We start from the raw sequence: 24,373 nt of genomic DNA, 5'->3' as shown, positions 1-24,373 counted from the left end.
GGCTTTTTTTATGTAATTATTTCTGTTTTTATTTAAAAGTAGAAGTAATGTTAATTGCAACTTCACTCCAAGTTTTAGAAACTCCGTCTGCAGCTTTATGTAAATCTCCACAAATTTCATTTAAAGATTTTACAGCATTTTGAGCATTCCAATTATCTAAATTCATCGTTGCGTTTAACTTGAATTCTTTTCCTTCTAATGTATAAGTAAAAGGTAAATCTGCTGTTACGCCATTCATTGTAATTGACGCAACTCCGTTTGTTTCATCTGTCAACATTAATTTCCCAGATAATAAACTTGTATTGTCCATTACTCCGAAGAAAAACTTACGCAGTTTAAAATCTCTGTCGTCTAAATTTGAAAAAATACTACTAACAGGAATTGAAAATTCAGCATTATTTACGGCATCTTTTGCAGTATCTCCATTTCCGTTTTTAGTAATGTTTACTTTTTTAAATTCGCCTTTAACAGCAATTTTATCTGTTGTTTTATAAGCAACCCAATTAATTGAATTACTTGCTTTATCTAATGAAAAAGCGGCTGTTGCAACTTCTTTTGTTACTGTTTTCTTCTTAACATCAGTTTTACAAGCTGTAAAATGAAAAGAAAATACTGTTAGTACAGTAAGTATAATTAATTTTTTCATGGTTGATTTTGGTTGTTAAAATTATAATGTATTTACAATTTTGATGTATTCTTTTTTTGCTTTTTCTATCGACATTCCTCTTAATTGAATCCATGCATTTAGTTTAAATCCATTTCTTAAATCTAAATCATTTTCGTCGTCAATATAAGCTGGATTGTTATCGCCGTAGGTAGCTTGTTTGTAGAAGGCATATAGCTTTAACATAATGTCTGGAGCAAATTGATCTTGAGACAAACTAGAAACTGTTTTATAAGCTTCTTGAAATTGTATGTCTATTGATTTACCCATTTTTTACTTATGTGCAACTATTTGTTCTCCGCCTTTAACTTTGTCGCCAATTTTTACATCAACTTTAGTGTTTAAAGGTAAAAATAAATCTACTCTAGATCCAAATTTGATAAAACCAGCATCTGTTCCTTGAACAACTTCTTGCCCTTCTTTAGCGTAATTTACAATTCTTTTAGCTAATGCACCTGCAATCTGCCTGTATAAAACTTGACCAAAAGTGTTATTCTCTAAAACAATTGTAGTTCTCTCGTTCTCTGTAGATGCTTTTGGATGCCAGGCAACTAAATATTTCCCTGGATGATATTTACTGTATTTAACAGTTCCGCTTAAAGCATAACGAGTAACATGAACGTTTATCGGAGACATAAAAATTGAAACTTGTAGTCTTTTGTCTTTAAAAAATTCTGGTTCAAAAACTTCTTCAATTACAACAACTTTTCCGTCTACAGGAGCAATAATTTGACCATCATTAATTACAGTGTTTCTTCTAGGGTTTCTAAAAAATTGAAGTACAATAATAAATAGAAAAATCAACCCAATTTGAATTGTTTTTTGCAACCAAGCAACCTCAATAAATTTGTCTGCTAGTAAAATTCCGCCAACAATAATTAAAGAGGTAATTGTAATGATTTTAAATCCTTCTTTATGAAACATAAAAGTTCAATTTTAAATGATGAAGTATAAATACAAATATACAAATGGAGCGGCAAAAAACAAACTATCTAACCTGTCTAATAATCCACCATGACCAGGCATAATGTTTCCGCTATCCTTAATATTTGCTTGTCTTTTAAATTTTGATTCTATTAAATCGCCAATTGTACCAAAAATAGATAAAATAGCTGCAATAATCATCCAATCTATCAATGTGATTTTTGAGTGATTATGTTGTTGTGTGATAAAAAATGCCGCAATTAATGAAAAAATCAATCCACCAAAAAAGCCTTCAATAGTTTTTTTAGGAGAAACACTTTCAAATAACTTTGTTTTTCCAAAGTTTTTTCCAACTAAATAAGCAAAACTGTCATTTACCCAAATAAAGATTAATACGCAGATTAAAATTTTTGGTTGATAATTACCAAAGATAAAAGGTATAGAAATTAAAAAATAAAAAGGTAAAACAAGATAAATAAGTTGTAAAAATAGACGTTGAAAAATGGTGTCGGTTTTAATTTTTTTAGAACTAAAAAGTAAATAAATTAAAATAACTAGACCAACAATAGTAAAACCTAAACTTGTTACCGACGAATAACCTTCTATTGGGTTTATGAAAAAATAGAGCATTCCACCTAAAAAAAGATACGGAATAACATTTTTAGATTGTACAAGTTTAGAAAATTCCCAAATGCAGACAATAGCAAAAACAGTTGTTAAAGCAATATAACTTTTTGCGTCGTATAGAATTGCAAATAAAAAAAGAGTAACATAAACAAATCCAGAAATTGATCTGGTTAGTAGGTTGCGCATATTAAAAGTCTTCAAACAGCAGCAAATATAAGTTTTTTGAATTACTGTTGCCGTAATTTAAGAAATTATCATCTTTTTTTTGCAAACAATAATTTTTAACAGCACTAATATTTGTTGGAATATTACCTTTAAAATTAGTTTTAATACCTGTTAAACCTTCTCCCGTATTTTTAACTAATTGACTTGTAGTTGCGTACACTACAAAGTGCTCTGAAAGAGAAGATAATTTTTTACTACGTATTTGATTTGAAGAAAAAAGAACATCTCCATTATCTGCAATTAAATGTTCACAAGTTGTAAAAAAAGGAGCAGAATAATTAATATCTGATTTGATAGTTATGCCTGTTTTTTTAATCAATCCACTTAGCTTTTTGTCTATGCAAACCAACTCATTCCAACTATTTTCTTTGATGATGTTTTGTAGGTGGAATTCAATTTCTTCCTTTTTTGTACAGTATAAAAATTTACCGCCTTTTTCTAAAAAATAGTGAACAAAAGAATCATCTAAAGATAAATTGACTTCTTGTTGTTTAGCCGCTTTTTCTTCAGATGTTTCTGATGATAATTTAAATACCTTTTTAAAAAAACTCATTTTGTAAAAATAAGATTATTCTTCTTTTTTGTCCGATTCTTTTACGTCAATAACAATTTCTTTTTTTACGATTTCTTCTTCTTCATCAAAAGGTCTTTTTCCGAATATTTTCATTAAATCATCTTTAAAGATGACTTCTTTTTCTAATAATAACTCAGCTAAAATGGTTAATTTTTCTTTGTTATTTTTTAACAATTCGATGGCTCTAAGATATTGTTCTTCGATCATCTTAGAAATTTCTCTATCAATTTTTTTAGCAGTTTCTTCGCTATATGGTTTTACAAAAGCATCGTTACCAGATGAGTCATAATAGGTAATGTTTCCTACCTCTTCATTTAAACCATAAACAGTTACCATTGCTCTTGCCTGTTTTGTTACTTTTTCTAAATCGCTTAAAGCTCCTGTAGAAATTTTATCAAAAATAATTTTTTCTGCAGCTCTTCCGCCTAAAGTAGCACACATTTCATCAAGCATTTGTTCTGTTTGAACAATCATTCTTTCTGCGGGTAAATACCACGCTGCACCTAATGATTGTCCTCTTGGTACAATTGTAACTTTTACCAAAGGCGCTGCATGTTCTAACATCCAACTAACAGTTGCATGACCAGCTTCGTGATATGCAATTGTTTTCTTTTCTTTTGGTGTGATAACTTTATTTTTCTTTTCTAAACCACCAACAATTCTATCTACAGCATCTAAGAAATCTTGATGTTCAATAGCTTTTTTATTTGTTCTAGCAGCAATTAAAGCAGCTTCGTTACACATATTTGCAATGTCTGCACCAGAAAAACCAGGAGTTTGTTGTGCTAAAAATTCAATATTTACACTTTCTGATAACTTTAAAGGCTTTATATGTACTTCAAAAATTGCTTGACGCTCATTAATGTCTGGTAAATCAACATAAATTTGTCTATCAAAACGACCAGCACGTAATAATGCTTTGTCTAAAACATCTGCTCTGTTTGTAGCAGCAAGCACAATAACATTAGTGTCTGTTCCAAAACCATCCATTTCTGTTAAAAGCTGATTTAACGTATTTTCACGTTCATCATTTCCTCCTGTCATACTGTTTTTTCCACGTGCTCTACCAATTGCATCAATTTCATCAATAAAAATAATTGATGGTGATTTTTGTGCAGCTTGTTTAAATAAATCTCTAACACGAGAAGCTCCAACACCAACAAACATTTCAACAAAATCTGAACCAGATAATGAGAAAAAAGGCACACCAGCTTCGCCTGCAACGGCTTTTGCTAATAATGTTTTTCCTGTTCCAGGCAATCCAACCAATAATGCTCCTTTCGGAATTTTTCCTCCTAAAGAAGTATATTTTTCTGGGTTTTTTAAGAAATCTACAATTTCTTGCACTTCTTCTTTTGCGCCTTCTAAACCTGCAACATCTTTAAAAGAGGTCTTTACTTTGGTATCTTTATCAAAAAGCTTTGCTTTAGATTTACCAATGTTAAAAATTTGACCGCCACCACCGCCACCAGCACCACCGCCCGACATTCTTCTCATGAAGAATAACCAGATTGCAATTAAAATAATAAACGGTAAGAATGCAAAAATTTGATCCATAAAACTTGTTTGCTCTATGTGTTTTTGATCAAAATCTAAATTGTTTGTTTTTTTAGCTTCGGAAAGCTGATTTTCAAAATTTTGTAAATCACCAAAATCATAAGAAAATGCGGGTGCTTTCTGATTAAAAACAGTTGTTTTTTTATACTTTCTATAAGCTTCTTTATTTAATGCTTTTTCGGTAAGATAAATTTGCGCACTACTTCTGTTTACTATAACTATTTCTTTAATATCGTTACTGTTTAATATTTCAGAAAATTTATTTGTTGATATGTTTTTAGAAGCTGTATCACCAGAATTTAAAAACTGAAATGCAATTAAAAGAACAAATATTGCTCCGTAAATCCAGTAAAAATTAAACTTAGGTATATTTTTTTTATTGTTATTTTTTGAATCACTCATGTGTAAAATTTCTATGCTATTGATTAATTGCTTGAGCTAATTGTAGTTATTTTAGCATCGCCCCAAAGACTTTCTATATCGTAAAATTCTCTAATTTGTTTTTGAAAAACATGAACTACAACATTTACGTAATCCATTAAAATCCATTCAGAGTTTATTTCTCCTTCTATATGCCAAGGTTTGTCTTTTATACTTTTACTAACAATTTTTTGAATTGAACTAGAAATAGCTTTAACTTGTGTGTTAGAACTTCCAGAACAAATAATAAAATAATCGCAAACTGTATTTTCAATTTCTCTTAAATCTAGTAGTTGTACATCTTCTCCTTTTACATCATCAATTCCTTTAATTATTTCAGCAATTAACTCGTCCGTGTCTATTTTTTTTATCGTCATTAAAATTCTTTAATATTTAAAACAAAGTTATTGTTTTTTTATGATTATTTTGCGGTATATTCTACATGTTTGTAGAATATTTAACAAATGAGGATAATCAAACTTAATGCCATCGATTCTACCAATTCTTTTTTAAAGGAAATGGCACATTCTTCGGTGCTTGAAAACTTTACTGTAATTGTAGCAAAAAAGCAAACAAAAGGCAGAGGACAAATGGGAACTAGTTGGCTTTCTGAAGCAAATAAAAACTTATTATGCAGTGTGTTTGTTCGGTTTAATTCTTTTCCAACAACTCACAAAGTATTGGTTAATTATGCAGTTTCTATTGCTATTGTAAATGTGCTAAATAGTTATAAAATACCGAAAGTAACCATTAAGTGGCCTAACGACATTTTGTCATCAAATAAAAAATTGTGCGGGATATTAGTAGAAAATGTCATGCAAAAAGATGAAATTAAATCTTCTATTATTGGGGTTGGTTTAAATGTAAATCAATTAAATTTTCCGACTAATTTTAATGCAACTTCTCTTTTAAAAGAAACACAAACAGAAGTAGATCTTGATGAGCTTTTAAATAAATTAATTACTGAACTAAAAATTCAAATTTCTTATATTACCAATGCTTCAACAAATGTTTTAAAGAAAAACTATTTAAAAAATTTGCACAAAAAAAACACCCCAGCAATGTTTAAAGATAGCGAAGGTGTTTTATTTATGGGTAAAATTGTAGGTGTTTCTCCTGTAGGAAAACTTCAAGTTGAATTAGAAAATGATTCAATTAAAGAATTCGGAATCAAAGAAGTTTCTTTTGCTTAAATTTTAGAAATATTTTCAGCTAAAACTTCAATAAATTTTGTCAATGGTTTTTTTACCATCATTGCCATCATCGGATTAAAATCGCCATTAAAAGATAATTGAACTTCACTTTTTTCATCAGTTAATTCAGAAATATTTGCAGACAATGTAAAAGGCAACTTGCTGCTTGCGGCTCCTAAAGTGATGTTAGAAAATTCCGTTTTTTCTTTTAAAATCAACCTAATTTCAGGCATTCCTTTTAAAGCAAATAAAAACGATTCTCCATCAACTTCAAATTTCTGAGTGTTTTCTGGCATTAATTGCTCAAAGTTTTGAAGACTTATTAAAAATTCAAAAACTTCTTTTGAGGATTTTGCAACGGTAACTTTAGTGCTTTCTAAATTCATAGTTTGTTTTATTGATTCCACTTGCTTGGATTTTTTCTCCAATCTTGTAGTGTGTTTAATTCTTTGTCTGAAATGTAATTGCTATCTAGCGCTTGTTCTAGTAAATATTCGTAGCTACTTAATGTAGTTAGTTCTACGTTATTTTCTTTAAAGTTATTGTCTGCAATTTCAAATCCGTAGGTAAAAATAGCAACCATTCCTTTAATATTAACATCGGCCTCTTTTAAAGCTTCAACAGCTAATAAACTGCTTTTTCCGGTGCTAATTAAATCTTCAATAACAACAACGTTTTGTCCTTTTTCTATGTAGCCTTCAATCTGGTTTTTACGGCCGTGTTTTTTAGCTTCTGGTCTCACATACACAAACGGAACACCCAATTCTTGAGCAACTAAAACGCCAATTGCAATTGCGCCAGTTGCAACACCAGCAATTACATCTGGTTTTCCATGTTTTTGCTCAACAAGTTTAGCAAGTTCTGTTTTAATAAAATTTCTAACAGGAGGAAAAGATAAGGTAACTCTATTGTCACAATAGATCGGGGAATTCCATCCAGAAGCCCAAACAAAAGGCTCTGATGGGTTTAACTTTATTGCTTTTACTTGCAATAAAAGTTCAGCTGTTTTTTTTGCTGTATCTTTGTTTAAAATCATGTCGCAAATGTATAAAGTTTTTGTAAATGATAAGCCAATTATTTTAACAGATTCATTAAAAAAAAACAATAATTACCGTGTTTATATTTTTAAGGATATTGTTGTTGATGAAATTTTGCACAAACTAAAAAAAGGCAACTCAAAAGGTGTAAATTTATTCTGTGCTAACTTAGAAAAAGATTGGAAAACTTTTAAAAAACATTTTAAAGTGGTTTCTGCCGCTGGCGGATTGGTTTTAAATCCAAATAATGAAATGCTTTTTATCCACCGATTAGGTATGTGGGATTTACCAAAAGGAAGAATTGAAAAAGGTGAAACCATAGAAGAAACAGCTGTTAGAGAAGTAGAAGAAGAATGCGGAGTTAAAAATTTAGTTTTAGAAAAACCATTATTAACTACCTATCATTTATTTTTTATGGATGATCTTCAGCAATTAAAAATTACACATTGGTTTTTGATGAAAACAGGTTTTCAAGAAAAACTAACTCCACAATTAGAAGAAGGAATTACCAAAGTAGCATTTAAAAACGAAGCACAAGTTAATGAAAATCTGCAGAATACCTACGCAAACATTAAGTTGGTTCTAGATTCTTACAGGCAATTATAAGTTCAAAATAAAACCTATATTTGCCGTCTTCAAAAATCAATCAAAATTATGACTGAATTTATTAGAAAAAGAGTACAAAATGTAAAGAATGATGTCTTATCAGGAATTACAGTTGCCTTAGCTTTGGTGCCAGAAGCAGTTGCTTTTGCTTTTGTTGCTGGAGTTGATCCTTTAGTTGGATTGTATGCTGCATTTATGGTTGGTTTAATTACATCTATTTTTGGTGGTAGACCAGGAATGATTTCTGGTGCAACCGGTGCTTTAGCAGTTGTAATGGTTTCGTTGGTTTCTGAAGGAAATGCAATGGGAAATCCTGATGAAAATTTAGGATTGTATTATCTATTTGCTACCGTAATTTTAATGGGATTGATACAAATTTCTGCAGGAGTTTTTAAGCTTGGTAAATTTGTTAGATTGATTCCGCATCCAGTAATGATGGGATTTGTAAACGGATTGGCAATTGTTATTTTCTTATCACAATTAGGAATGTTTAAATCAACTGTTAATGGAGAGAAAGTATGGTTAGAAGGAAATAACTTATGGTATATGATTGGTTTAGTTTTGTTAACCATGATTATTATGTGGGGTTTGCCTAAAATAAAAGCAACAAAAAAATTACCAGAAGCATTAATCGGAATTTTAGTTGTTACCGGAATTGTAATTTTTGCAAATTTAGACGTCGCAACTGTTGGCTCATTTATTAGAGACGGTGGAGGAGAAGGCTTAAAAGGTGGATTGCCAACGTTACATTTAGAAACATTTTCTAAAATACCAATGAATTTTGATACCTTGAAATTTATTTTTCCATATGCTTTAATTTTAGCAGCAATCGGGTTGATAGAATCGTTAATGACGTTGAATTTAATTGATGATTTAACAGAAACTAGAGGAAACTCAAATAGAGAATGTGTTGCACAAGGTGGTGCAAATATTGTAACTGGATTGTTTGGTGGAATGGGAGGTTGCGCAATGATTGGACAATCAATTATCAATATTAAAGGTGGTGGAAGAGGAAGATTATCTGGAATTACAGCAGCAGTTATGTTGTTAATTTTTATCGTTTTTGCATCTTCATATATTGAACAAGTTCCAATTGCAGCACTAGTTGGAGTTATGTTTATGGTTGTAATTGGAACCTTTGCTTGGTCTAGTTTTAGAATCTTAAATAAAATACCAAGAACCGATGTTTTTGTATTGGTGTTGGTTTCTGGTTTAACGGTAATTTTTGATTTAGCAATTGCAGTTTTAGCTGGAGTTATTGTAAGCGCATTGGTTTTTTCTTGGGAAAATGCAAAACGAATTAGAGCTAGAAAACGAATTAAAGAAGACGGAACAAAAGTGTACGAAATTTGGGGTCCTTTATTCTTTGGAAGCATTTCTGCTTTTAATGAAAAGTTTGATGTTAAAAATGATCCACAACACGTAGAAATTGATTTCGTAGAAGCTCGAATTAGTGATCATTCTGCAATTGAAGCAATTTTTGCGCTGGTAGAAAAATACCATGCAGAAAAAAAATCGATTGTTTTAAAACATTTAAGTGAAGATTGTAAAGTATTGTTGTATAAATCGAGCCCAATTTTTTCTGGAATTATAGAAGAATCAATTGATGACCCAAGGTATCATTTAGCAGCAAATCCAGAAGATTTTACAAAACCTTTATCAGAATATAAATTTTAAGATCTAAACGCTTGCCAATCTTTTGGTGTGTTTAAATTCTTCAAAATAGATGCATCGTTAATTTCTACCAATGAAATTTTTGATGCATTTCTTTTTTTGATTTGAATATCTAATCTTGAATCTACATCCATATTGTTTAATTCTAAAAGTGATTTCCAGAATTTTGGAGCTAACTTCACTGGATGACCGTTTTTGTTGTTATAAGTCGGAATGATAATTTCATTTTCTGAATCCATGATTTTTTTCAATTCTGATGGTTTTAACATCGGAACATCAATTGGTAAAATGACTGCTTGATGATTTGTGTTGAGTGTTTTTAAAACGGATTGTAATGTAGAAAATAATCCAAATTCTGGAGTTTTATTAATGATTACACGTACTTTTTTTTGTTGATATATTTGTGGACTTTCAACAGCTTTTTCTAACCAAGGAATTGCATCAAAATACAATTGACAATCAAAACCTAATCCTATAAAAACTTCATTTCCAATATAAGATTCTATTTGAGAAAGCAACCAAAAACGATTATTGTGTTTTAATAAGCCTTTTGGAAATTTCATTCTAGATGATTTTCCGCCTGCGAGAATAATAAGAACAGTGTTTGTATTCATAAAAAAGATTCCCGCAAAGTGTGCGGGAATTTTAGTTTAATAATTTTTATTTTTTACACCAAACCATGTTCAGATAAAGGCAAAGAACGATATCTTTTTCCTGTAGCGTTAAAAATGGCATTTGTAATTGCTGGCGCAATTGGCGGAACTCCAGGTTCTCCAACTCCAGTTGGAGCTTCATCACTTTCTACTAAAGTAACATCAACTGTCGGAATATCATTCATTCTTGACATTTTATAATCATGGAAATTACTTTGTTCAATCTTGCCATTTTTTGCAGTAATTTTTCCGTGTAATGCAATCGATGTTCCAAAAACAGCAGCACCTTCCATTTGGTTTAATACATTGTCTTTGTTAAGAACCATTCCGCAATCTAAAACTGTCCAAATATTATGGAGTTTTACTTTATTGTTGATAACTGAAACTTCAACAACAGTTGCAACATAACTATAAAAACTATAATAAAAGGCAATTCCTAAACCATGACCTTCAGGTAAATTTCTTCCCCAATTTGCTTTTTTAGCAGCAATATTCATCACATTTTTTAAACGTTTTGTATTTAATGGATGTGGAGAGTTTTCTTTTCTAATTCTGTCATTTCCAACTAAATCTAGTTTAAATTGTAACGGATCTTTTTTTGCTTTATCTGCCAACTCATCAATAAAAGAATTGATTCCGAAACTATGAAATATCGCACAAACGGAGCGCAGCCAACCAATTCTTACATGCGGTTCGGCTTTTGCATTTTCATAACGAGTATTTTCAATTTCAAACGGATTGTTATTCATTCCTTGACCAATTTCCCATCCTGCTGCATAATCTACTCCAGGCACAAAAGTTGAGTTAATTGAAGGAAAAGCAGTTCTGTGTAACCAACCAGTTACTGTTCCGTTTTTATCTAACGAAGCTTTTAAATATTGTGCATTTGTGGTGTGGTAATAACTATTTTGTATATCATCTTCTCGAGTCCAAACTACTTGAACTGGAGCATTCATTTTTTTAGATAAAGCAACAGCTTCATTCACAAAATCTGGTTTCGATTTTCTTCCAAATCCACCACCTAAAAAAGTAACATTAATGGTAACATCTTTTACTTCAATTCCTAAATATGCAGCAACATCTGCTCTTGCAGTTTGCGGATCTTGTAATGGCGCCCAAACTTCACACTTTCCATCATGAACCCAAGCTAAAGCGTTTGGTGTTTCCATTGGTGCATGTGCTAAATGTGGTAATTGATAGGTTGCTTCAACAATTTTAGAAGCTTTAGAAAAAGCTGTATTTACATTTCCTGTTGTTGGCGGAACAATTTTTCCTTTATTATGTACACGATTGGTAATTTTTTGCATGTACTTTTTGCTATCATATTGTCCGTTTTTACCGTTATTCCAAGTAATATCTAATTTGTTTTTTCCCTGTATTGCTGCCCAAGTATTTGTTGCAATTACTGCAACTCCACCAAACATTCCGAAAGGTTTTTTTACTTGTTCTAATTCAACAACATCCAAAACTCCATCAATTTTAAGCGCATCGGTTTTATCAAAGTTTTTAACGGTTCCGAAAGCAGACGGACAACGAGCAACTGTTGCAAATTTCATGTTTGGCAAGCGAGCATCCAATCCGTAGATTGCAGAACCATGTGTAAAATGATTGATGTCGATACTTTTTAAAGCCTTACCAATATAATTAAAGTCTTTTTTGTCCTTAAGTTTTACATCTTTAGGAATTTCAATTTGCATTGCATCTTCAACTAAATCGCCAAAAAAGAGTTTTTTATTGTTGTTCTTATTGATAACATAATGCATTTCTGCCTTACAATCTGTTATAGAAACTTGCCATTTTTTTGCAGCAGCAGCAATTAATATTGCTTTTGCAGTTGCACCCATTTTACGCATCGGTTCTAAAATAGTTCTTACACTACGAGAACCATCGGTATTTTGATTTCCGAATTTTTTATCACCAGTTGCTTGTTCTACAGAAACATACTTCCAATCTGCTTCCATTTCATCGGCAATTGCCGAAGTTAATGAAGTTCTAATTCCTTGTCCCATTTCTGAACGAGAACAGATTAAAATTAATTTTCCGTCTTTTTTTAATTGTACAAATAAATTCGGATTAAACGTAGTTCCGTCATCAATTCTAACAATTTCATTTCCTGAGGTAAATTGACATCCAATAATTAATCCTCCTGAAGCTAAGCCAAAAACTTTTACGAAATTTCTACGGCTCATATTTTGCATACCTTCCATATCTATTTGTTTTTAAGTTTTACTGCTGTATGAATTGCTTTTCTAATTCTAGGATAGGTTCCGCATCTACAAATATTTCCGCTCATTGCATCATCAATTTCTTGGTCTGTTGGATTAGAATTATTGTCTAATAAAGCAGTTGCTGCAATTAATTGTCCTGACTGACAGTAACCACATTGCGGAACATTAATTTCTTCCCAAGCTTTTCTAAGAATTTCTAAATTGTCTGTTTTTCCTTCTATGGTTGTAATTTGTTTTCCAACGCCATAACTTACAGGTAAACTACAAGAGCGAACTAAATCGCCATCAATTAAAATAGAACATGCGCCACATTGACTAACTCCGCAGCCGTATTTTGTTCCTGTTAATCCAATAATATCTCTAATTGCCCACAACAAAGGCATATCATCTTGCGCTTCTAGATTGTGGTTTTTTCCGTTAATTGTAAGTGTTTTCAAATGGTTGATTTTTTTATGCTCACTAAGTTACTACTTTTTTAAAAAAAGCATAGAATTTAACCAAATTTAACTTTTTACAAAAGCAGAATGTACTGGTTTTTTTGATTGATTTTTTTTAGCTTCTATTTTATTTCAATAAAATTAAAAAGGGATTTTTTCTGAATCATTCGTTTAAAAGTTTCTTAAATGGTATCTTAGCAATAATGCTAAAAATAGGAGTTTTTCTTCTGATTTTACACAAAAAACACATAAAACTCATTGGAATCTACAAAAAACACACTAAACTCATTACAAACATTCTCGGAACTTATTCAAGTTTTAGATGAAGAAGAGAGGACAAACTACACAGCTATTTTAAAATCGATGAAACTACCAAATGCAGAATTTAAAAAACATGCAAATTGGTCTAAAACTTGTTATACTCGAAACTGTATTTTTGAAAATGAAAACTTTGAACTGATTTTAATTTGTTGGGAAAAAGAACAAGTTACAGCAATTCACGATCATGGAGGAGAAGAATGTTGGGTATATTTTGTTGAAGGAGAGTTTAAAGAGAATGTATATAAAAAAAGTGAAAAAGGTGAGTTAAAAATCATTAAAACTACAAACGCTAAAGCTGGTGATGTTGCATATATGATTGATTTTATGGGTTTTCATAATTTAGAAAACACATCAAATAAAAGAAGCATGTCGTTGCATTTATATGCAAAACCAATTAAGAATTGTAATGTGTACGATTCAAAAAAAAATAAATTTGTTCGTAAGGAATTATGTTATGACAACGTCGAAGAAGTAGCACAAATAAAACCAAAAAAGAAGAAAAATATATGTCTGAATTAAGTAATGATTTAACCCTATTTAATGAGCTAGTTGAAGTTTTATTAAACGAAGAAAAAAATCATCCAGTTGCAAAACGCATTGATTCAAGTATTTTATACGATTCTATTGATTTGTCTCTTCAAGAAAATGCGTTGGTAGAAGATGCTTTTAAAAAAGTGTTAAAAGAGGTACTTATTGCAACGCCAAAAACTGCTACAAATTTATTTTTCAATCAATTATTTGGAGGAAGACAAAGCAAAGCTATTTTAGGAGATTTATTGGCTGTTTTGTTAAACAATAGCATGTATACATACAAAGTTGCTGGTCCGCAAGTTGGTATTGAACAAGAAATAATAAGACAATCTTGTAATTTGATTGGTTATGGATCGCAGAGTAACGGAACTTTTCCTGCTGGCGGATCGATGAGTAATTATATGGCGCTGATAATGGCAAGAGATGTAAAAGATCCAGATTGTAGACAAAACGGAATGTCGAAACCTTTAGTTGTATATACTTCTAAAGAATCTCATTATTCCAATGCTAAAAATGCAAGTTTTACAGGAATTGGAAAAGCAAATATTCGATACATAGAAGCTGATGAAAGAGGACGAATGATTCCTGCTAAATTAGAAGCACAAATTAATCTTGATATTCAGAATGGAAAGATTCCAGCTTTTGTAAATGCAACTGCAGGAACAACTGTTTTAGGAGCTTTTGATCCGATAGATGAGATTGCTACTATTACAGAAAAATACAATATTTGGTTGCATGTTGATGGTGCTTATTGTGGTTCTATTATTTTTAGTGACACAAAAAGACATTTGTTAAAAGGAATTGAAAAATCGGATTCTTTTAGTTATAACGCACATAAAATGATTGGAACACCTTTAACCTGTTCTGTTATTTTAGTGAAAGAAAAAAAACATTTACATAATTCTTTTAGCAATGATGCAGATTATTTATATCAAACAGATGGCGATGATTTTAATTTAGGGAAAACTTCTTTTCAATGTGGAAGAAGAAATGATGCGTTGAAATTTTGGACCTTGTGGAAATCAGTTGGGACAAACGGATTAGAAAAAATTGTAGATCAACAATTTTATTTGGCAGATATCGCTAGAAAATATGTTGTAAATCACCCAGATTATACCTTGTATAGTTATGAGGATTCAGTTTCAATTTGTTTTAATTATAAAAATATTGATCCAAAAACATTGTGTACGTTGTTGTACGAGCATCAAATTACTGTTGTTGGTTTTGGTGATTTCAAAGAAGATACTTTTATAAGATTGGTTACAATAAACGCAACAAATACTGAAAAAGATATTTTAAACTTCTTTAAAGTATTAGAAAGTTTCGTGGAAAAAAATCAACAGCTTTTAGAAGCTGTTTACTAGAAATTTATTTTTTATTTAAAGATTCTGATACAGATTTAGGTACTAAAATAGAAGCGTCTCCACCATTTTTAAGAATATCTCTAACAATTGTAGAACTGATAAAAGAAGTTTCTGCGCTCGTTAATAAAAACACACTTTCTATATTTGACAACTTTCCATTGGTTTGAGCAATCGCTTTTTCAAATTCAAAATCTGCAGGATTTCTCAAGCCTCGTAAAATAAAATTTGCGTTGATGGATTTACAATAATCAATCGTTAAACCACTGTATGTTTCTACAGTAATATTATTTTCTGAAGAAAAAGCATCCTCAATAAATTTTTTACGCTCTTCAAGAGAGAACATGTATTTTTTTTCGGCATTAATTCCGATTGCGATGACAATTTCATCAAATAAATGAATTCCTCTTTTAATAATATCTATATGTCCTAATGTTATTGGATCAAAAGATCCGGGAAAAATTGCTTTTCTCATATTGTTACTTAGTTAGTGCCATTTCTATCGCATTGTCAAATAAATCTGGTAAGCTAATATTTGCTTCGTTTGCTTGTTGAGGTAATAAACTTTCGTTAGTTAAACCAGGAACAGTATTCATTTCTAAAAAATGTGGTTCTCCATCAACTAAAATATATTCAGAGCGAGAAAATCCACTCATATTTAAAACTTGATATACTTTTTTTGCAACTTTTCTTACTTTTTCTGCAACATTTTCTGACAAATCTGCCGGAGTTATTTCTTGAGATTTTCCTTCGTATTTTGCTTCGTAATCAAAAAAATCATTTTCTGTTTTAATTTCGGTTATTGGCAACACTTTAATTTCTCCTTTGTATTGAATAACACCAACAGAAACTTCGCGTCCGTCTAAAAAACTCTCTATTAAAATTTCAGAATCTTCTTTATAAGCTTTTTCTATTCCTTTAATAATTTCTTCTGCAGAATATGCTTTTGAAATTCCGAAACTTGAGCCAGCATTGTTTGGTTTTATAAAACAAGGCAAACCAACTTTTGCAATAATGTTATCGGTATTAATTACATCGCCTTTGTTTAAGTATACTGATGCAGCAGCAGGAATTTCGTAATGTTTTACAACGCTTAAACAATCTCTTTTGTTAAATGTTAAAGCCATTTGATAAAAAGGCGCAGATGTGTGTTTTATTCCGATTAAATTAAAATAAGCTAGAATTTTACCATCTTCTCCAGGAGTTCCATGTATGGCGTTAAAAACACAATCAAAAGTTATTTTAGTTCCGTTTATGGTTACAGAAAAATCATTTTTATCAATAGGGTATTCAACTTCATTATCATCTAAAACCACCCATTTTTCTTTTAAAATATGTACTTTATACGGATTGAATTTTACTCTATTCAAATTATTGTAAACCACTCCACCACTTTTTAATGAAATGTTTACTTCAGAGGAAAAACCTCCCATAATTATGGCAATATTTTTTTTCACTTGTAAAAATTAAAAATGTATTAACAAATTTATCAAAATATAAATAGAAAGACTAACGTTTGGTTTTATATCTTTGTTGTTATTAAAAAATTGATCATGAGTATAATTCAATTTATAAAAAGTAAAACTTTCTTTAAACAAGTAGCAATTGCTGTAGCGGGCTTATTTATTATTGTTTTTGCTACACAATGGTGGTTTGGTTACACTACCAATCACAATCAAAAAATTGAAGTTCCAGATTTACATAAAATGGAACTATCTGAAGTTGATAAAAAATTACAAGAATTAAATTTAACTTTTATTGTATTAGATTCTACTAGGTACAATCCAGAATACCCAAATAAATCTGTTATAGAACAGGAGCCAGAAGCTGGCGATTTTGTAAAAGAAAAAAGAAAAATTTATTTAACGGTAAATCCTTCAAAGTATAACGATGTTACCATTCCAGATTTAAACGGAAGAACAAAAAGGCAGGCAATTACGCATTTACTTTCTATAGGGTTTAGAATCGGAGAGTTTTCTTATGTACGCGATATTGGAAAAGATGTTGTTAGAGGTATGAAACACAAAGGAAGTAGATTAAAACCAGGAGAAAAACTACCAAAAGATTCGGTCATCGATTTAATTTTAGGAGACGGAAAAGAGTAAATTCAGTTATCAGTTATCAGTTATCAGTTATCAGTTAACAATTATCAATTAGCAGTTAACAATTATCAATTAGCAGTTGTTAAACTGAATTATTGAATAGTCTTACTAAAAAACATTATAGCGCAACATTTATGCAGGAAGAAAATACAGATTTAGAGAACGACGAATTATACGAGCATTTTAGGTTTACAGCAAGCGAAGGTCAAGAACCTTTAAGAGTTGATAAATATTTAATGAATTTTGTAGAAAATGCAACGCGTAATAAAGTGCAACAAGCAGCAAAAGCAGGAAATGTTTTGGTAAATGATGTTGCAGTAAAATCGAATTACAAAGTAAAACCGCATGATGTTGTTCGTGTTGTTTTAGCACATCCGCCAGCAGAAAATTTATTGGTTGCAGAAGATATTCCGTTAGATATTATTTACGAAGACGATACAGTAATTGTTGTGAATAAACCAGCCGGAATGGTAGTGCATCCAGGACACGGAAATTATTCTGGAACATTGGTTAACGGGTTGATTCATCATATAGAAAACTTACCAACAAATTCTAACGAACGCCCAGGTTTGGTGCATAGAATTGACAAAGATACAAGTGGATTGTTAGTGGTTGCAAAAACCGAATTTGCCATGGCACATTTATCGAAACAGTTTTTTGACAGAAATACAGAACGTATGTATTACGCATTAGTTTGGGGAAATGTAGAAGAAGATGAAGGAACTATTGAAGGAAATATTGGACGTAGTTTTAAAAATCGTTTGCAAATGGATGTTTTTCCAGAAGGAGATTTTGGAAAACACGCCGTTACTCATTTTAAAGTTTTAGAACGTTTAACCTATGTAACTTTGGTGCAGTGTAAATTAGAAACAGGTAGAACGCATCAAATTAGAGCGCATTTTAAACATATTGGACACACATTATTTAATGATGAACGTTATGGCGGTGATGATATTTTAAAAGGAACCACCTTTACCAAATACAAGCAATTTGTACAAAATTGTTTTAAAACGTTGCCAAGACAAGCATTGCACGCAAAAACACTTGGATTTACACATCCAAAAACAGGTGAATTTATGCGTTTTAATTCCGAAATTCCGAAAGACATTTCAGATTGTTTAGAAAAATGGAGAACCTATACAATAAATTCTAAAGACGAGGTTTAGAGGGTTTCTATACAAGTTCACAAATCATTTTTAATTGCTAAAGAGCACATTAAGAGTGTTTAAGGAAGTAATAATTTTAATTATTGATGCTATTATTCCGGTAGGAAAACTATATAAGTCTAATTTTCTTGAACTGTTAAAGGGATAGTTTGTTTCTGTTTTAACTTTTAAATAATGAGTTGTTTTAGCTAATTTCTTATTAATATTAAAATGTAACTTATTCTATTTTATCAATTTTCTAAACTGTTCAATATTACTCTGACTTCCTTGAATGTATAAAATGTCTCCTTGTTTTAAAACTTCTGTGGGTTGTATGCTTTCCAAAACGTCATCTTTTCTTTTAATTACCAAGATATTTATCCCATAATTAACTCTAAGATGCAAGTCGTTTAAAGGTTTTCCTAAAAACTTATTACTGTCTGTATTCATGCGTACACAACTTATATTAAAGTCTGCTAATTTTGTTGGTCGGTAAGTTTTAGAAGGCTTTAATTCATCTTTAAACAAACGATAATTATCTGATCTTACTTTTTCAATAAGTTGTTCAATTTCGCCTTCTGGTACAAGAAAGTTATGCAAAATATGTCCAAATATTTGTATGGATGTTTCAAATTCCTCCGGAATTACTTCATCGGCTCCTAACGCCAATAATTCAGAAGTTTCTGCAACATATCTTGTTCTTACTACTAAATATAAAGAATCAGATTGTGCTCTAATATTTTTAATAATACTTTCGGTTGCAGTATTTTCAGAAATAGCAATTACAGCTGCTCTAGCTTGAGAAATATTTACGGTATCTAAAATGTGATGATTTGTTGCGTCACCAAAAATAATTGGCAATCCTTTTTCTTTTTCTTGTTTTACCGTTTCAGCATCCATCTCAATAACTATAAACGGAATTTTACTTGCAGTTGCAGCTTTTGCCAAATTGCTTCCATTTATTCCGTAGCCAATAATTACCAAATGGTTTTCTAACTTATCTTTAATATTTTCTTCAATAATACTGTTTGTAGCGTCTGTTTTTTTTATTCCTAATTTTTTTGAAATGCTAATTAATTTTTCAGCAATATCTTCCGAAAAAATGATGACAAACGGAGTTAGAATCATTGATACAATAGAAACTGATAAGAAGTATTGATTTGTTTGCGGAGTTAACAAATTATATTCAATTCCTATTTTAGAAAGGATAAAAGCAAATTCTCCAACTTGAAAAAGCGATAATCCTGTTAAGATTGCTGTTTTTGTTGGATATTTTAAAATTGCAACAGCAATTGCCGCAACAGTAGATTTTAAAATGAGTACAACAAATACCAATAATAAAATAATTGGTATGTTGTTGATGAAAAAGCTTAAATCAAGTAACATTCCAACAGAAACGAAAAAGAAACTTGTAAAAAGCTCTCGAAAAGGAAGAATAATACTTGTTGCTTGATGACTATATTCTGATTCTGAAATAATAAGTCCGGCAATAAAAGCACCTAATGCTAATGACAATCCTATTTCTGCTGTAAAAAATGCAATTGCAAAACAAAGTGTAATTGTTACTAATAAAAAAAGTTCTTTACTATTGGTTTTTGCAACAGCATGCATCAATTTTGGCACAATATATCTTGCACTAATATATGTCATAACTACAACTATTGCAGATTTTACAAGTAACATAAAAATGTCCATGCCAATATCCGAAGATTCTCCTGCAATCATTGGTGTAACAAGCATCATTGGAACTACAATAATATCCTGAAAAATTAAAATTGCCAATGCATTTCTGGCGTGTGGCGCCGAAATTTCTTGCCGATCTTGTAATGTTTTTAAAACGATTGCTGTACTCGATAAAGAGAAAAGAAAACCAACAAATACAGATTCATTCCAAGAATTTCCCAAAAGATTATAAACAAGAGCAGCAACACCAACAGTTAATCCTACTTGTAAAAGTCCACCAATAAAAACAGTTTTTCTGATGGATGTTAATTCTTTAATAGACAGTTCCATTCCAATTACAAAAAGTAACAGAATTACACCAACTTCCGATAAAATTTCTACTTGTTCAACAGCTGTAATAAGACTTAATCCATAAGGACCAATAATTACACCAGTTAATAGAAAACCAATAATAGAAGGAAGTTTTAGTCTTTGAAGTACAAAAACGATAACGACTGAAAAGCCTAAAAGGATAAGTATATCTTGTAATAATGGCATATTTTAGTGTTTTTAATTTCCTTTTTTAATCCGCTCAATTTTATATATAAAGCACAAATTACAAAACTAAATTAATTACAATTAAATTATCTATTAATATGATTTTTCTTTATTAGAAAAATATGTAGTTTTTTTACTGAAGAATAGTATCCAAAGAAAGCATAGAAATAAGTAGAATTAAAGAGTTTATTATATTAAAAATATCACAAAAAAACAAAACCCTATAATTAAATTATAGGGTTTTGTAGCTGCTATACTTTTAGAGCTAATTGATTATTAATAATGGTCAGCCATTTTTTAATAGATTCTAATTCTCCACTAAGCATCATATTAACATCGGCATCAAAAAAAGTTAATTTTATTTCTGATTTACTTTTTACAAGCGGAATAAAACTTAAAAACAACTGATCTATTTCCTTAAAATGTTGATTTTTATCTTTTACTGTTTGATAATGAGTACAAATTGTACATTCTTTGAAATCAGAGAGTTTAATACAATCTTCAACAATTGCCTTATTGATTTCTTTATTAAAAAATAGAACACCATTTTTAGTGTCAATTCCGATGAGATAATCTCCACAGAATTCATGTGTGTCAATTTTACATTCAATATTTTGTGCGTTTAAATGGAGTAATTTTAACCTGTTTTTTTTCTTTTTTCTACTTTGTTGGTTTAAAATTACAAATGGTGTTATACAAATAATTGCCAAAATAACTCCAACAAGCGTGTTTCCTAAATTCATTTTTATGATTTTTTATTTAATTGATAAATTGATTGGCATTGTAGCTTTTACAATGCATTAAAACGATGATAATAGTCAAGCGACTACTTAGTTTATATCAATTACCAATGATAATGGAAAGGAAAAATTAGGTCAGATTTTCTAGAGAGAATAAGAAAGTTTTGTTCAGTATTTGTGTATTGTAAAAACTGAAATTTAATAAACTGCTCTAGTGATTTGTTTGTAATAAAAGGCTTAGCAATTGATTCTCCATAAAAAAATAGAAACGTGTTAGATCCTAATTGATTTATAGTTGTTTCTTCAGCTTGTATTGCTTTAAGAAAAACTAATTCAAAAGAAGTAGAAGAAGTTTTTTCTTTAAAAAAAGAAGCTTCGTTATGCTCAATGTTGGTAGTGCTTGTATGCGTTTCTCCTTTTGTAAAGGAGCAACATACAATTAGCAACGCTAAACCAAAAAAGTGCATATATTTTTTCATATAGTAAAAGTAAATAAGAAAATGATACAAAGTAAAAATAAAATATATTTTTTATATTATTTAAACAATAATTAACAAATTTTATGGCTTCACTATTTTTGAAAACATATAATTTAAGCAATCAATTCTATTTATAAGTACATCAATTTTAATTTTTTAAAAACTTGACTGTTTTAGTTTCTAATTGTATTTTTACTCTATTAAGAAAACAGTTTTATGAAAATAATTATTTCTCCAGCAAAGTCATTAGATTTTGAAAGTAAAGTTCCAACGAGTTTACATTCGCAGCCACAATTTTTAGACGATTCAGTAAAGCTGAATAAGAAATTAAAAACCTTGTCTAGAAAAAAACTTTCTGAGTTTATGGGAATTTCTGATGATTTAGCAGCACTAAATTATGAACGTAATCAAAATTGGAATTTGCCATTTACACCAGAAAATTCTAAACAAGCCATTTTTGCGTTTACCGGAGAAGTTTTTAGAGGCATCGATGTAAACACTCTAGATTCTGATAAAATTCCGTTGTTACAAGATCGTTTGCGTATACTATCAGGTTTGTATGGTTTACTAAAACCATTAGATTTAATACAAGCTTATCGACTAGAAATGGGAAAAAAGTTAAAAGTTGGTCGAACAGAAAACTTGTACAAATTTTGGGGCGATAAAATTGCCGAAGCTTTAAATGAAGAGTTATTAGAAGATGATTTGTTGGTTAATTTAGCAAGTTCAGAATATTTTAAAGCGGTCAATCAAAAAGTATTAAAAGTGCCAATGATTACGCCAGTTTTCAAAGATTTTAAAAATGGCCAATACAAAACCATTATGACGTTTGCTAAAAAAGCTCGTGGATTAATGGTGCGTTATATTATTGATAATAATATTACAACGATTGATGCTTTAAAAGGATTTAATGTTGATGGTTACGGATTTGATGAAAATATGTCTACCGAAACAGAACTGGCTTTTACACGTTAAACAATTAGCAATTCTTAAATTGTTAATTTAAGATTTTTCAACCGTTCTACTTTTTCCAAAAGACAAAACCCAAAAAAAGAGATTGCTTCATTACATTCGCAATGACCAAACTTTGCTACTTTGCAACTTTCTAACTCAATAATTAGCAATCCGCCAAACGAACCGTAATAGCCAAACCGCCTTCAGAAGTTTCTTTGTAGTTTCTGTTCATGTCTTTTGCAGTTTCCCACATGGTGTCAATTACTTTATCTAACGGAACTTTTACTTCTTTCGGATCCGTTTCTAAAGCCAATTCAGCGGCATTAATTGCTTTAATCGCTCCCATTGCATTGCGTTCTATACAAGGAATTTGAACCAAACCACCAATCGGATCACAAGTTAAACCTAAATGATGTTCCATTGCAATTTCTGCAGCAACCAAGCATTGTGCTGGAGTTCCGCCTAAAACTTCAGTTAACGCAGCTGCAGCCATTGAAGAAGAAACTCCAATTTCTGCTTGGCAACCGCCCATCGCAGCAGAAATAGTTGCATTTTTTTTAAAGATACTTCCAATTTCACCAGCAGTTAATAAGAACTTTTTAATCTCGTTAAAATCAGCTTCGTGATTTTCAATCACTAAATAATACATTAAAACTGCTGGGATTACACCAGCACTTCCGTTAGTTGGTGCTGTAACAACTCTTCCTAAAGAAGCATTTACTTCGTTTACAGATAATGCAAAACAACTAACCCATTTTAAGATTTCTCTAAATTTTACCTCTGAACTTCTAATCGCTGTTATCCATTCTTTCGGATTTGTATAAGAACTGTCTTTAATCAATTTATTGTGCATTGTTAAAGCTCTGCGTTTTACATTTAATCCGCCAGGTAAAATTCCGTCTGTATGACAACCAATGTACATACACTCTAACATTGTGTCCCAAATTCTACGCAATTCAAAATCAATTTCATCGGCAGATTTTAATTCTAATTCGTTTAAAAAAACAATATCAGAAATTGATTTGCTTTCTATTTCACAATAATTTTCTAATTGCGTTGCTCTATTTATTGGAAAAGGAAAGTTCTTTTTTGAAATTTCTATTTCTTCTTCTAAATTATCATTTTCTTGAACAATAAATCCGCCACCAATAGAATAATAGGTTTCTTTAGAAAGCACTTTGGTATCATGATATGCTGTAAACGTCATTCCGTTAGAATGAAATGGTAAAAAATCTCTATTAAAAGTGATGGTGTTTTCGGTATAAGGAACATCGTCTAATGCATTCAATTTTAAAATACCAGTTTCTTTTATGTTTGATATGATACTATCTATAGAATCAATCGGAATATACTCAGGATCTGTTCCGCTTAACCCTAATAAAACAGCTAAATCGGTTGCGTGCCCTTTTCCTGTTAAAGAAAGTGAACCGTATAAATCTACCTTAATGTGTGTAATTGCATCGGTAATAATTTCCAAATTCAGCTTTTTAATCCAAAGTTGGGCGGCACGCCAAGGTCCAAGAGTGTGAGAACTTGATGGTCCAACTCCAATCTTTAACATATCAAAGACACTAATAAATTGCGACATACTTAAATTTTTGGCTAATGTATAAAATTTGTCGATTTCAAAAATTTTATTTCATAGATTTTACGATGCCCAAAAAACTAAAATTTCTGTCAACCTGTCACATTTTTTGAGTT

Annotated in this window: 26 protein-coding genes; 8 read left to right on the top strand and 18 right to left on the bottom strand. The window is 30.5% G+C overall.

The window, feature by feature from the left end; all coding sequences use genetic code 11:
* Positions 1-28: 28 nt before the first annotated feature.
* The 7 genes from ABDX67_RS06010 to rsfS are packed head-to-tail and all read right to left on the bottom strand — an operon-like array spanning position 29 to position 5,368.
* Entirely contained in the window at positions 29-646 is a 618-nt protein-coding gene (locus ABDX67_RS06010) for a YceI family protein (RefSeq protein WP_347174060.1), read from the bottom strand.
* 21 nt (positions 647-667) lie between these two features.
* Complete coding sequence (locus ABDX67_RS06005) at positions 668-934, bottom strand: acyl-CoA-binding protein (protein WP_347174059.1); 267 nt, start codon at positions 932-934, stop codon at positions 668-670.
* A 3-nt stretch (positions 935-937) separates the two neighbouring features.
* Positions 938-1,588, bottom strand: coding sequence for a phosphatidylserine decarboxylase family protein (locus tag ABDX67_RS06000; protein ID WP_347174058.1), 651 nt, complete (start codon positions 1,586-1,588; stop codon positions 938-940).
* Between the two features lie 12 nt (positions 1,589-1,600).
* Positions 1,601-2,401 (bottom strand): phosphatidate cytidylyltransferase, encoded by an 801-nt coding sequence (locus ABDX67_RS05995; RefSeq protein ID WP_347174057.1) that lies wholly within the window; start codon positions 2,399-2,401, stop codon positions 1,601-1,603.
* A gap of 1 nt (position 2,402) precedes the next feature.
* Positions 2,403-2,993, bottom strand: coding sequence for an LUD domain-containing protein (locus ABDX67_RS05990; RefSeq protein WP_347174056.1), 591 nt, complete (start codon positions 2,991-2,993; stop codon positions 2,403-2,405).
* A 15-nt stretch (positions 2,994-3,008) separates the two neighbouring features.
* Positions 3,009-4,973, bottom strand: a complete 1,965-nt coding sequence (gene ftsH, locus ABDX67_RS05985) for an ATP-dependent zinc metalloprotease FtsH (RefSeq protein WP_347174055.1) — start codon at positions 4,971-4,973, stop codon at positions 3,009-3,011.
* 23 nt (positions 4,974-4,996) lie between these two features.
* Positions 4,997-5,368 (bottom strand): ribosome silencing factor, encoded by a 372-nt coding sequence (gene rsfS, locus ABDX67_RS05980; protein ID WP_347174054.1) that lies wholly within the window; start codon positions 5,366-5,368, stop codon positions 4,997-4,999.
* A gap of 87 nt (positions 5,369-5,455) precedes the next feature.
* On the opposite strand from rsfS, the gene ABDX67_RS05975 reads away from it, so the two are divergent.
* Positions 5,456-6,184, top strand: coding sequence for a biotin--[acetyl-CoA-carboxylase] ligase (locus ABDX67_RS05975; protein WP_347174053.1), 729 nt, complete (start codon positions 5,456-5,458; stop codon positions 6,182-6,184).
* Here the strand turns inward: ABDX67_RS05975 and ABDX67_RS05970 are convergent.
* Positions 6,181-6,570: an SRPBCC family protein gene (locus ABDX67_RS05970; protein WP_347174288.1), complete on the bottom strand. Its 390-nt coding sequence runs from the start codon at positions 6,568-6,570 to the stop codon at positions 6,181-6,183. The genes ABDX67_RS05975 and ABDX67_RS05970 overlap by 4 nt on opposite strands.
* An 8-nt stretch (positions 6,571-6,578) precedes the next feature.
* Positions 6,579-7,220 carry an orotate phosphoribosyltransferase gene (pyrE, locus tag ABDX67_RS05965; protein WP_347174052.1) on the bottom strand — a complete coding sequence of 214 codons (642 nt, stop codon included), beginning with the start codon at positions 7,218-7,220 and terminating at the stop codon, positions 6,579-6,581.
* A 7-nt stretch (positions 7,221-7,227) separates the two neighbouring features.
* On the opposite strand from pyrE, the gene ABDX67_RS05960 reads away from it, so the two are divergent.
* Together ABDX67_RS05960 and ABDX67_RS05955 are read left to right on the top strand one after the other, a co-directional pair.
* Entirely contained in the window at positions 7,228-7,827 is a 600-nt protein-coding gene (locus ABDX67_RS05960) for an NUDIX hydrolase (RefSeq protein ID WP_347174051.1), read from the top strand.
* A 48-nt stretch (positions 7,828-7,875) separates the two neighbouring features.
* A complete protein-coding gene (locus ABDX67_RS05955) occupies positions 7,876-9,504 on the top strand; it encodes a SulP family inorganic anion transporter (protein ID WP_347174050.1) in 1,629 nt (542 codons plus the stop codon).
* Here the strand turns inward: ABDX67_RS05955 and ABDX67_RS05950 are convergent.
* From ABDX67_RS05950 to ABDX67_RS05940, 3 genes are read right to left on the bottom strand one after another with little or no spacing between them, the layout of a single operon-like run.
* Entirely contained in the window at positions 9,501-10,115 is a 615-nt protein-coding gene (locus ABDX67_RS05950) for a nucleotidyltransferase family protein (protein ID WP_347174049.1), read from the bottom strand. The genes ABDX67_RS05955 and ABDX67_RS05950 overlap by 4 nt on opposite strands.
* 53 nt (positions 10,116-10,168) lie before the next feature.
* Positions 10,169-12,343, bottom strand: a complete 2,175-nt coding sequence (locus ABDX67_RS05945) for a xanthine dehydrogenase family protein molybdopterin-binding subunit (RefSeq protein ID WP_347174048.1) — start codon at positions 12,341-12,343, stop codon at positions 10,169-10,171.
* A gap of 20 nt (positions 12,344-12,363) precedes the next feature.
* Complete coding sequence (locus ABDX67_RS05940; RefSeq protein WP_347174047.1) at positions 12,364-12,819, bottom strand: (2Fe-2S)-binding protein; 456 nt, start codon at positions 12,817-12,819, stop codon at positions 12,364-12,366.
* Positions 12,820-13,077: 258 nt separating this feature from the next.
* On the opposite strand from ABDX67_RS05940, the gene ABDX67_RS05935 reads away from it, so the two are divergent.
* Together ABDX67_RS05935 and ABDX67_RS05930 are read left to right on the top strand one after the other, a co-directional pair.
* Positions 13,078-13,659, top strand: coding sequence for a cysteine dioxygenase (locus ABDX67_RS05935; protein ID WP_347174046.1), 582 nt, complete (start codon positions 13,078-13,080; stop codon positions 13,657-13,659).
* Complete coding sequence (locus tag ABDX67_RS05930) at positions 13,647-15,035, top strand: pyridoxal phosphate-dependent decarboxylase family protein (RefSeq protein WP_347174045.1); 1,389 nt, start codon at positions 13,647-13,649, stop codon at positions 15,033-15,035. The genes ABDX67_RS05935 and ABDX67_RS05930 overlap by 13 nt, the downstream gene beginning before the upstream one ends.
* Positions 15,036-15,039: 4 nt before the next feature.
* Here ABDX67_RS05930 and coaD read toward each other — a convergent pair whose 3' ends face one another.
* Together coaD and ABDX67_RS05920 are read right to left on the bottom strand one after the other, a co-directional pair.
* Positions 15,040-15,507 carry a pantetheine-phosphate adenylyltransferase gene (coaD, locus tag ABDX67_RS05925; protein WP_347174044.1) on the bottom strand — a complete coding sequence of 156 codons (468 nt, stop codon included), beginning with the start codon at positions 15,505-15,507 and terminating at the stop codon, positions 15,040-15,042.
* 4 nt (positions 15,508-15,511) lie between these two features.
* Complete coding sequence (locus ABDX67_RS05920; protein ID WP_347174043.1) at positions 15,512-16,489, bottom strand: D-alanine--D-alanine ligase; 978 nt, start codon at positions 16,487-16,489, stop codon at positions 15,512-15,514.
* 96 nt (positions 16,490-16,585) lie between these two features.
* On the opposite strand from ABDX67_RS05920, the gene ABDX67_RS05915 reads away from it, so the two are divergent.
* Both ABDX67_RS05915 and ABDX67_RS05910 read left to right on the top strand, forming a co-directional pair.
* Positions 16,586-17,137 carry a PASTA domain-containing protein gene (locus ABDX67_RS05915; protein WP_347174042.1) on the top strand — a complete coding sequence of 184 codons (552 nt, stop codon included), beginning with the start codon at positions 16,586-16,588 and terminating at the stop codon, positions 17,135-17,137.
* 131 nt (positions 17,138-17,268) lie between these two features.
* Positions 17,269-18,300 carry an RluA family pseudouridine synthase gene (locus ABDX67_RS05910; protein ID WP_347174041.1) on the top strand — a complete coding sequence of 344 codons (1,032 nt, stop codon included), beginning with the start codon at positions 17,269-17,271 and terminating at the stop codon, positions 18,298-18,300.
* A gap of 222 nt (positions 18,301-18,522) precedes the next feature.
* Here the strand turns inward: ABDX67_RS05910 and ABDX67_RS05905 are convergent, their stop codons facing one another.
* From ABDX67_RS05905 to ABDX67_RS05895, 3 genes are all read right to left on the bottom strand, one after another.
* Positions 18,523-20,499 carry a monovalent cation:proton antiporter family protein gene (locus ABDX67_RS05905; protein WP_347174040.1) on the bottom strand — a complete coding sequence of 659 codons (1,977 nt, stop codon included), beginning with the start codon at positions 20,497-20,499 and terminating at the stop codon, positions 18,523-18,525.
* Positions 20,500-20,750: 251 nt separating this feature from the next.
* Positions 20,751-21,242: a hypothetical protein gene (locus ABDX67_RS05900; RefSeq protein WP_347174039.1), complete on the bottom strand. Its 492-nt coding sequence runs from the start codon at positions 21,240-21,242 to the stop codon at positions 20,751-20,753.
* A gap of 101 nt (positions 21,243-21,343) precedes the next feature.
* Positions 21,344-21,718: a hypothetical protein gene (locus tag ABDX67_RS05895; protein ID WP_347174038.1), complete on the bottom strand. Its 375-nt coding sequence runs from the start codon at positions 21,716-21,718 to the stop codon at positions 21,344-21,346.
* 216 nt (positions 21,719-21,934) lie between these two features.
* On the opposite strand from ABDX67_RS05895, the gene yaaA reads away from it, so the two are divergent.
* Positions 21,935-22,693: a peroxide stress protein YaaA gene (gene yaaA, locus ABDX67_RS05890; RefSeq protein ID WP_347174037.1), complete on the top strand. Its 759-nt coding sequence runs from the start codon at positions 21,935-21,937 to the stop codon at positions 22,691-22,693.
* 142 nt (positions 22,694-22,835) lie between these two features.
* Here the strand turns inward: yaaA and ABDX67_RS05885 are convergent, their stop codons facing one another.
* On the bottom strand, positions 22,836-24,260 hold the full coding sequence (locus tag ABDX67_RS05885) for an L-serine ammonia-lyase (RefSeq protein ID WP_347174036.1): 1,425 nt from the start codon (positions 24,258-24,260) through the stop codon (positions 22,836-22,838).
* Between the last annotated feature and the right edge of the window lie 113 nt (positions 24,261-24,373).

This window comes from Polaribacter uvawellassae (genome assembly GCF_039748955.1).
In the GTDB taxonomy this organism is placed as follows: Bacteria; Bacteroidota; Bacteroidia; order Flavobacteriales; family Flavobacteriaceae; genus Polaribacter; species Polaribacter uvawellassae.
The sequence above is the reverse complement of the archived record's forward strand: the minus strand, read 5'-3'. Positions and strand labels throughout refer to the sequence as shown.

What these genes read in the sequence shown, in the direction of transcription:
- ABDX67_RS06005 (WP_347174059.1), bottom strand. Translation starts at nt 934, where the DNA reads ATGGGTAAATCAATAGACATACAATTTCAAGAAGCTTATAAAACAGTT.
- ABDX67_RS06000 (WP_347174058.1), bottom strand. Translation starts at nt 1,588, where the DNA reads ATGTTTCATAAAGAAGGATTTAAAATCATTACAATTACCTCTTTAATT.
- ftsH (WP_347174055.1), bottom strand. Translation starts at nt 4,973, where the DNA reads ATGAGTGATTCAAAAAATAACAATAAAAAAAATATACCTAAGTTTAAT.
- ABDX67_RS05970 (WP_347174288.1), bottom strand. Translation starts at nt 6,570, where the DNA reads ATGAATTTAGAAAGCACTAAAGTTACCGTTGCAAAATCCTCAAAAGAA.
- ABDX67_RS05975 (WP_347174053.1), top strand. Translation starts at nt 5,456, where the DNA reads ATGAGGATAATCAAACTTAATGCCATCGATTCTACCAATTCTTTTTTA.
- yaaA (WP_347174037.1), top strand. Translation starts at nt 21,935, where the DNA reads ATGAAAATAATTATTTCTCCAGCAAAGTCATTAGATTTTGAAAGTAAA.
- rsfS (WP_347174054.1), bottom strand. Translation starts at nt 5,368, where the DNA reads ATGACGATAAAAAAAATAGACACGGACGAGTTAATTGCTGAAATAATT.
- ABDX67_RS05990 (WP_347174056.1), bottom strand. Translation starts at nt 2,993, where the DNA reads ATGAGTTTTTTTAAAAAGGTATTTAAATTATCATCAGAAACATCTGAA.
- ABDX67_RS05930 (WP_347174045.1), top strand. Translation starts at nt 13,647, where the DNA reads ATGTCTGAATTAAGTAATGATTTAACCCTATTTAATGAGCTAGTTGAA.
- coaD (WP_347174044.1), bottom strand. Translation starts at nt 15,507, where the DNA reads ATGAGAAAAGCAATTTTTCCCGGATCTTTTGATCCAATAACATTAGGA.
- ABDX67_RS05905 (WP_347174040.1), bottom strand. Translation starts at nt 20,499, where the DNA reads ATGCCATTATTACAAGATATACTTATCCTTTTAGGCTTTTCAGTCGTT.
- ABDX67_RS06010 (WP_347174060.1), bottom strand. Translation starts at nt 646, where the DNA reads ATGAAAAAATTAATTATACTTACTGTACTAACAGTATTTTCTTTTCAT.
- ABDX67_RS05955 (WP_347174050.1), top strand. Translation starts at nt 7,876, where the DNA reads ATGACTGAATTTATTAGAAAAAGAGTACAAAATGTAAAGAATGATGTC.
- ABDX67_RS05995 (WP_347174057.1), bottom strand. Translation starts at nt 2,401, where the DNA reads ATGCGCAACCTACTAACCAGATCAATTTCTGGATTTGTTTATGTTACT.
- ABDX67_RS05900 (WP_347174039.1), bottom strand. Translation starts at nt 21,242, where the DNA reads ATGAATTTAGGAAACACGCTTGTTGGAGTTATTTTGGCAATTATTTGT.
- ABDX67_RS05945 (WP_347174048.1), bottom strand. Translation starts at nt 12,343, where the DNA reads ATGAGCCGTAGAAATTTCGTAAAAGTTTTTGGCTTAGCTTCAGGAGGA.
- ABDX67_RS05915 (WP_347174042.1), top strand. Translation starts at nt 16,586, where the DNA reads ATGAGTATAATTCAATTTATAAAAAGTAAAACTTTCTTTAAACAAGTA.
- ABDX67_RS05960 (WP_347174051.1), top strand. Translation starts at nt 7,228, where the DNA reads ATGTATAAAGTTTTTGTAAATGATAAGCCAATTATTTTAACAGATTCA.
- ABDX67_RS05910 (WP_347174041.1), top strand. Translation starts at nt 17,269, where the DNA reads ATGCAGGAAGAAAATACAGATTTAGAGAACGACGAATTATACGAGCAT.
- ABDX67_RS05895 (WP_347174038.1), bottom strand. Translation starts at nt 21,718, where the DNA reads ATGAAAAAATATATGCACTTTTTTGGTTTAGCGTTGCTAATTGTATGT.
- ABDX67_RS05885 (WP_347174036.1), bottom strand. Translation starts at nt 24,260, where the DNA reads ATGTCGCAATTTATTAGTGTCTTTGATATGTTAAAGATTGGAGTTGGA.
- pyrE (WP_347174052.1), bottom strand. Translation starts at nt 7,220, where the DNA reads ATGATTTTAAACAAAGATACAGCAAAAAAAACAGCTGAACTTTTATTG.
- ABDX67_RS05950 (WP_347174049.1), bottom strand. Translation starts at nt 10,115, where the DNA reads ATGAATACAAACACTGTTCTTATTATTCTCGCAGGCGGAAAATCATCT.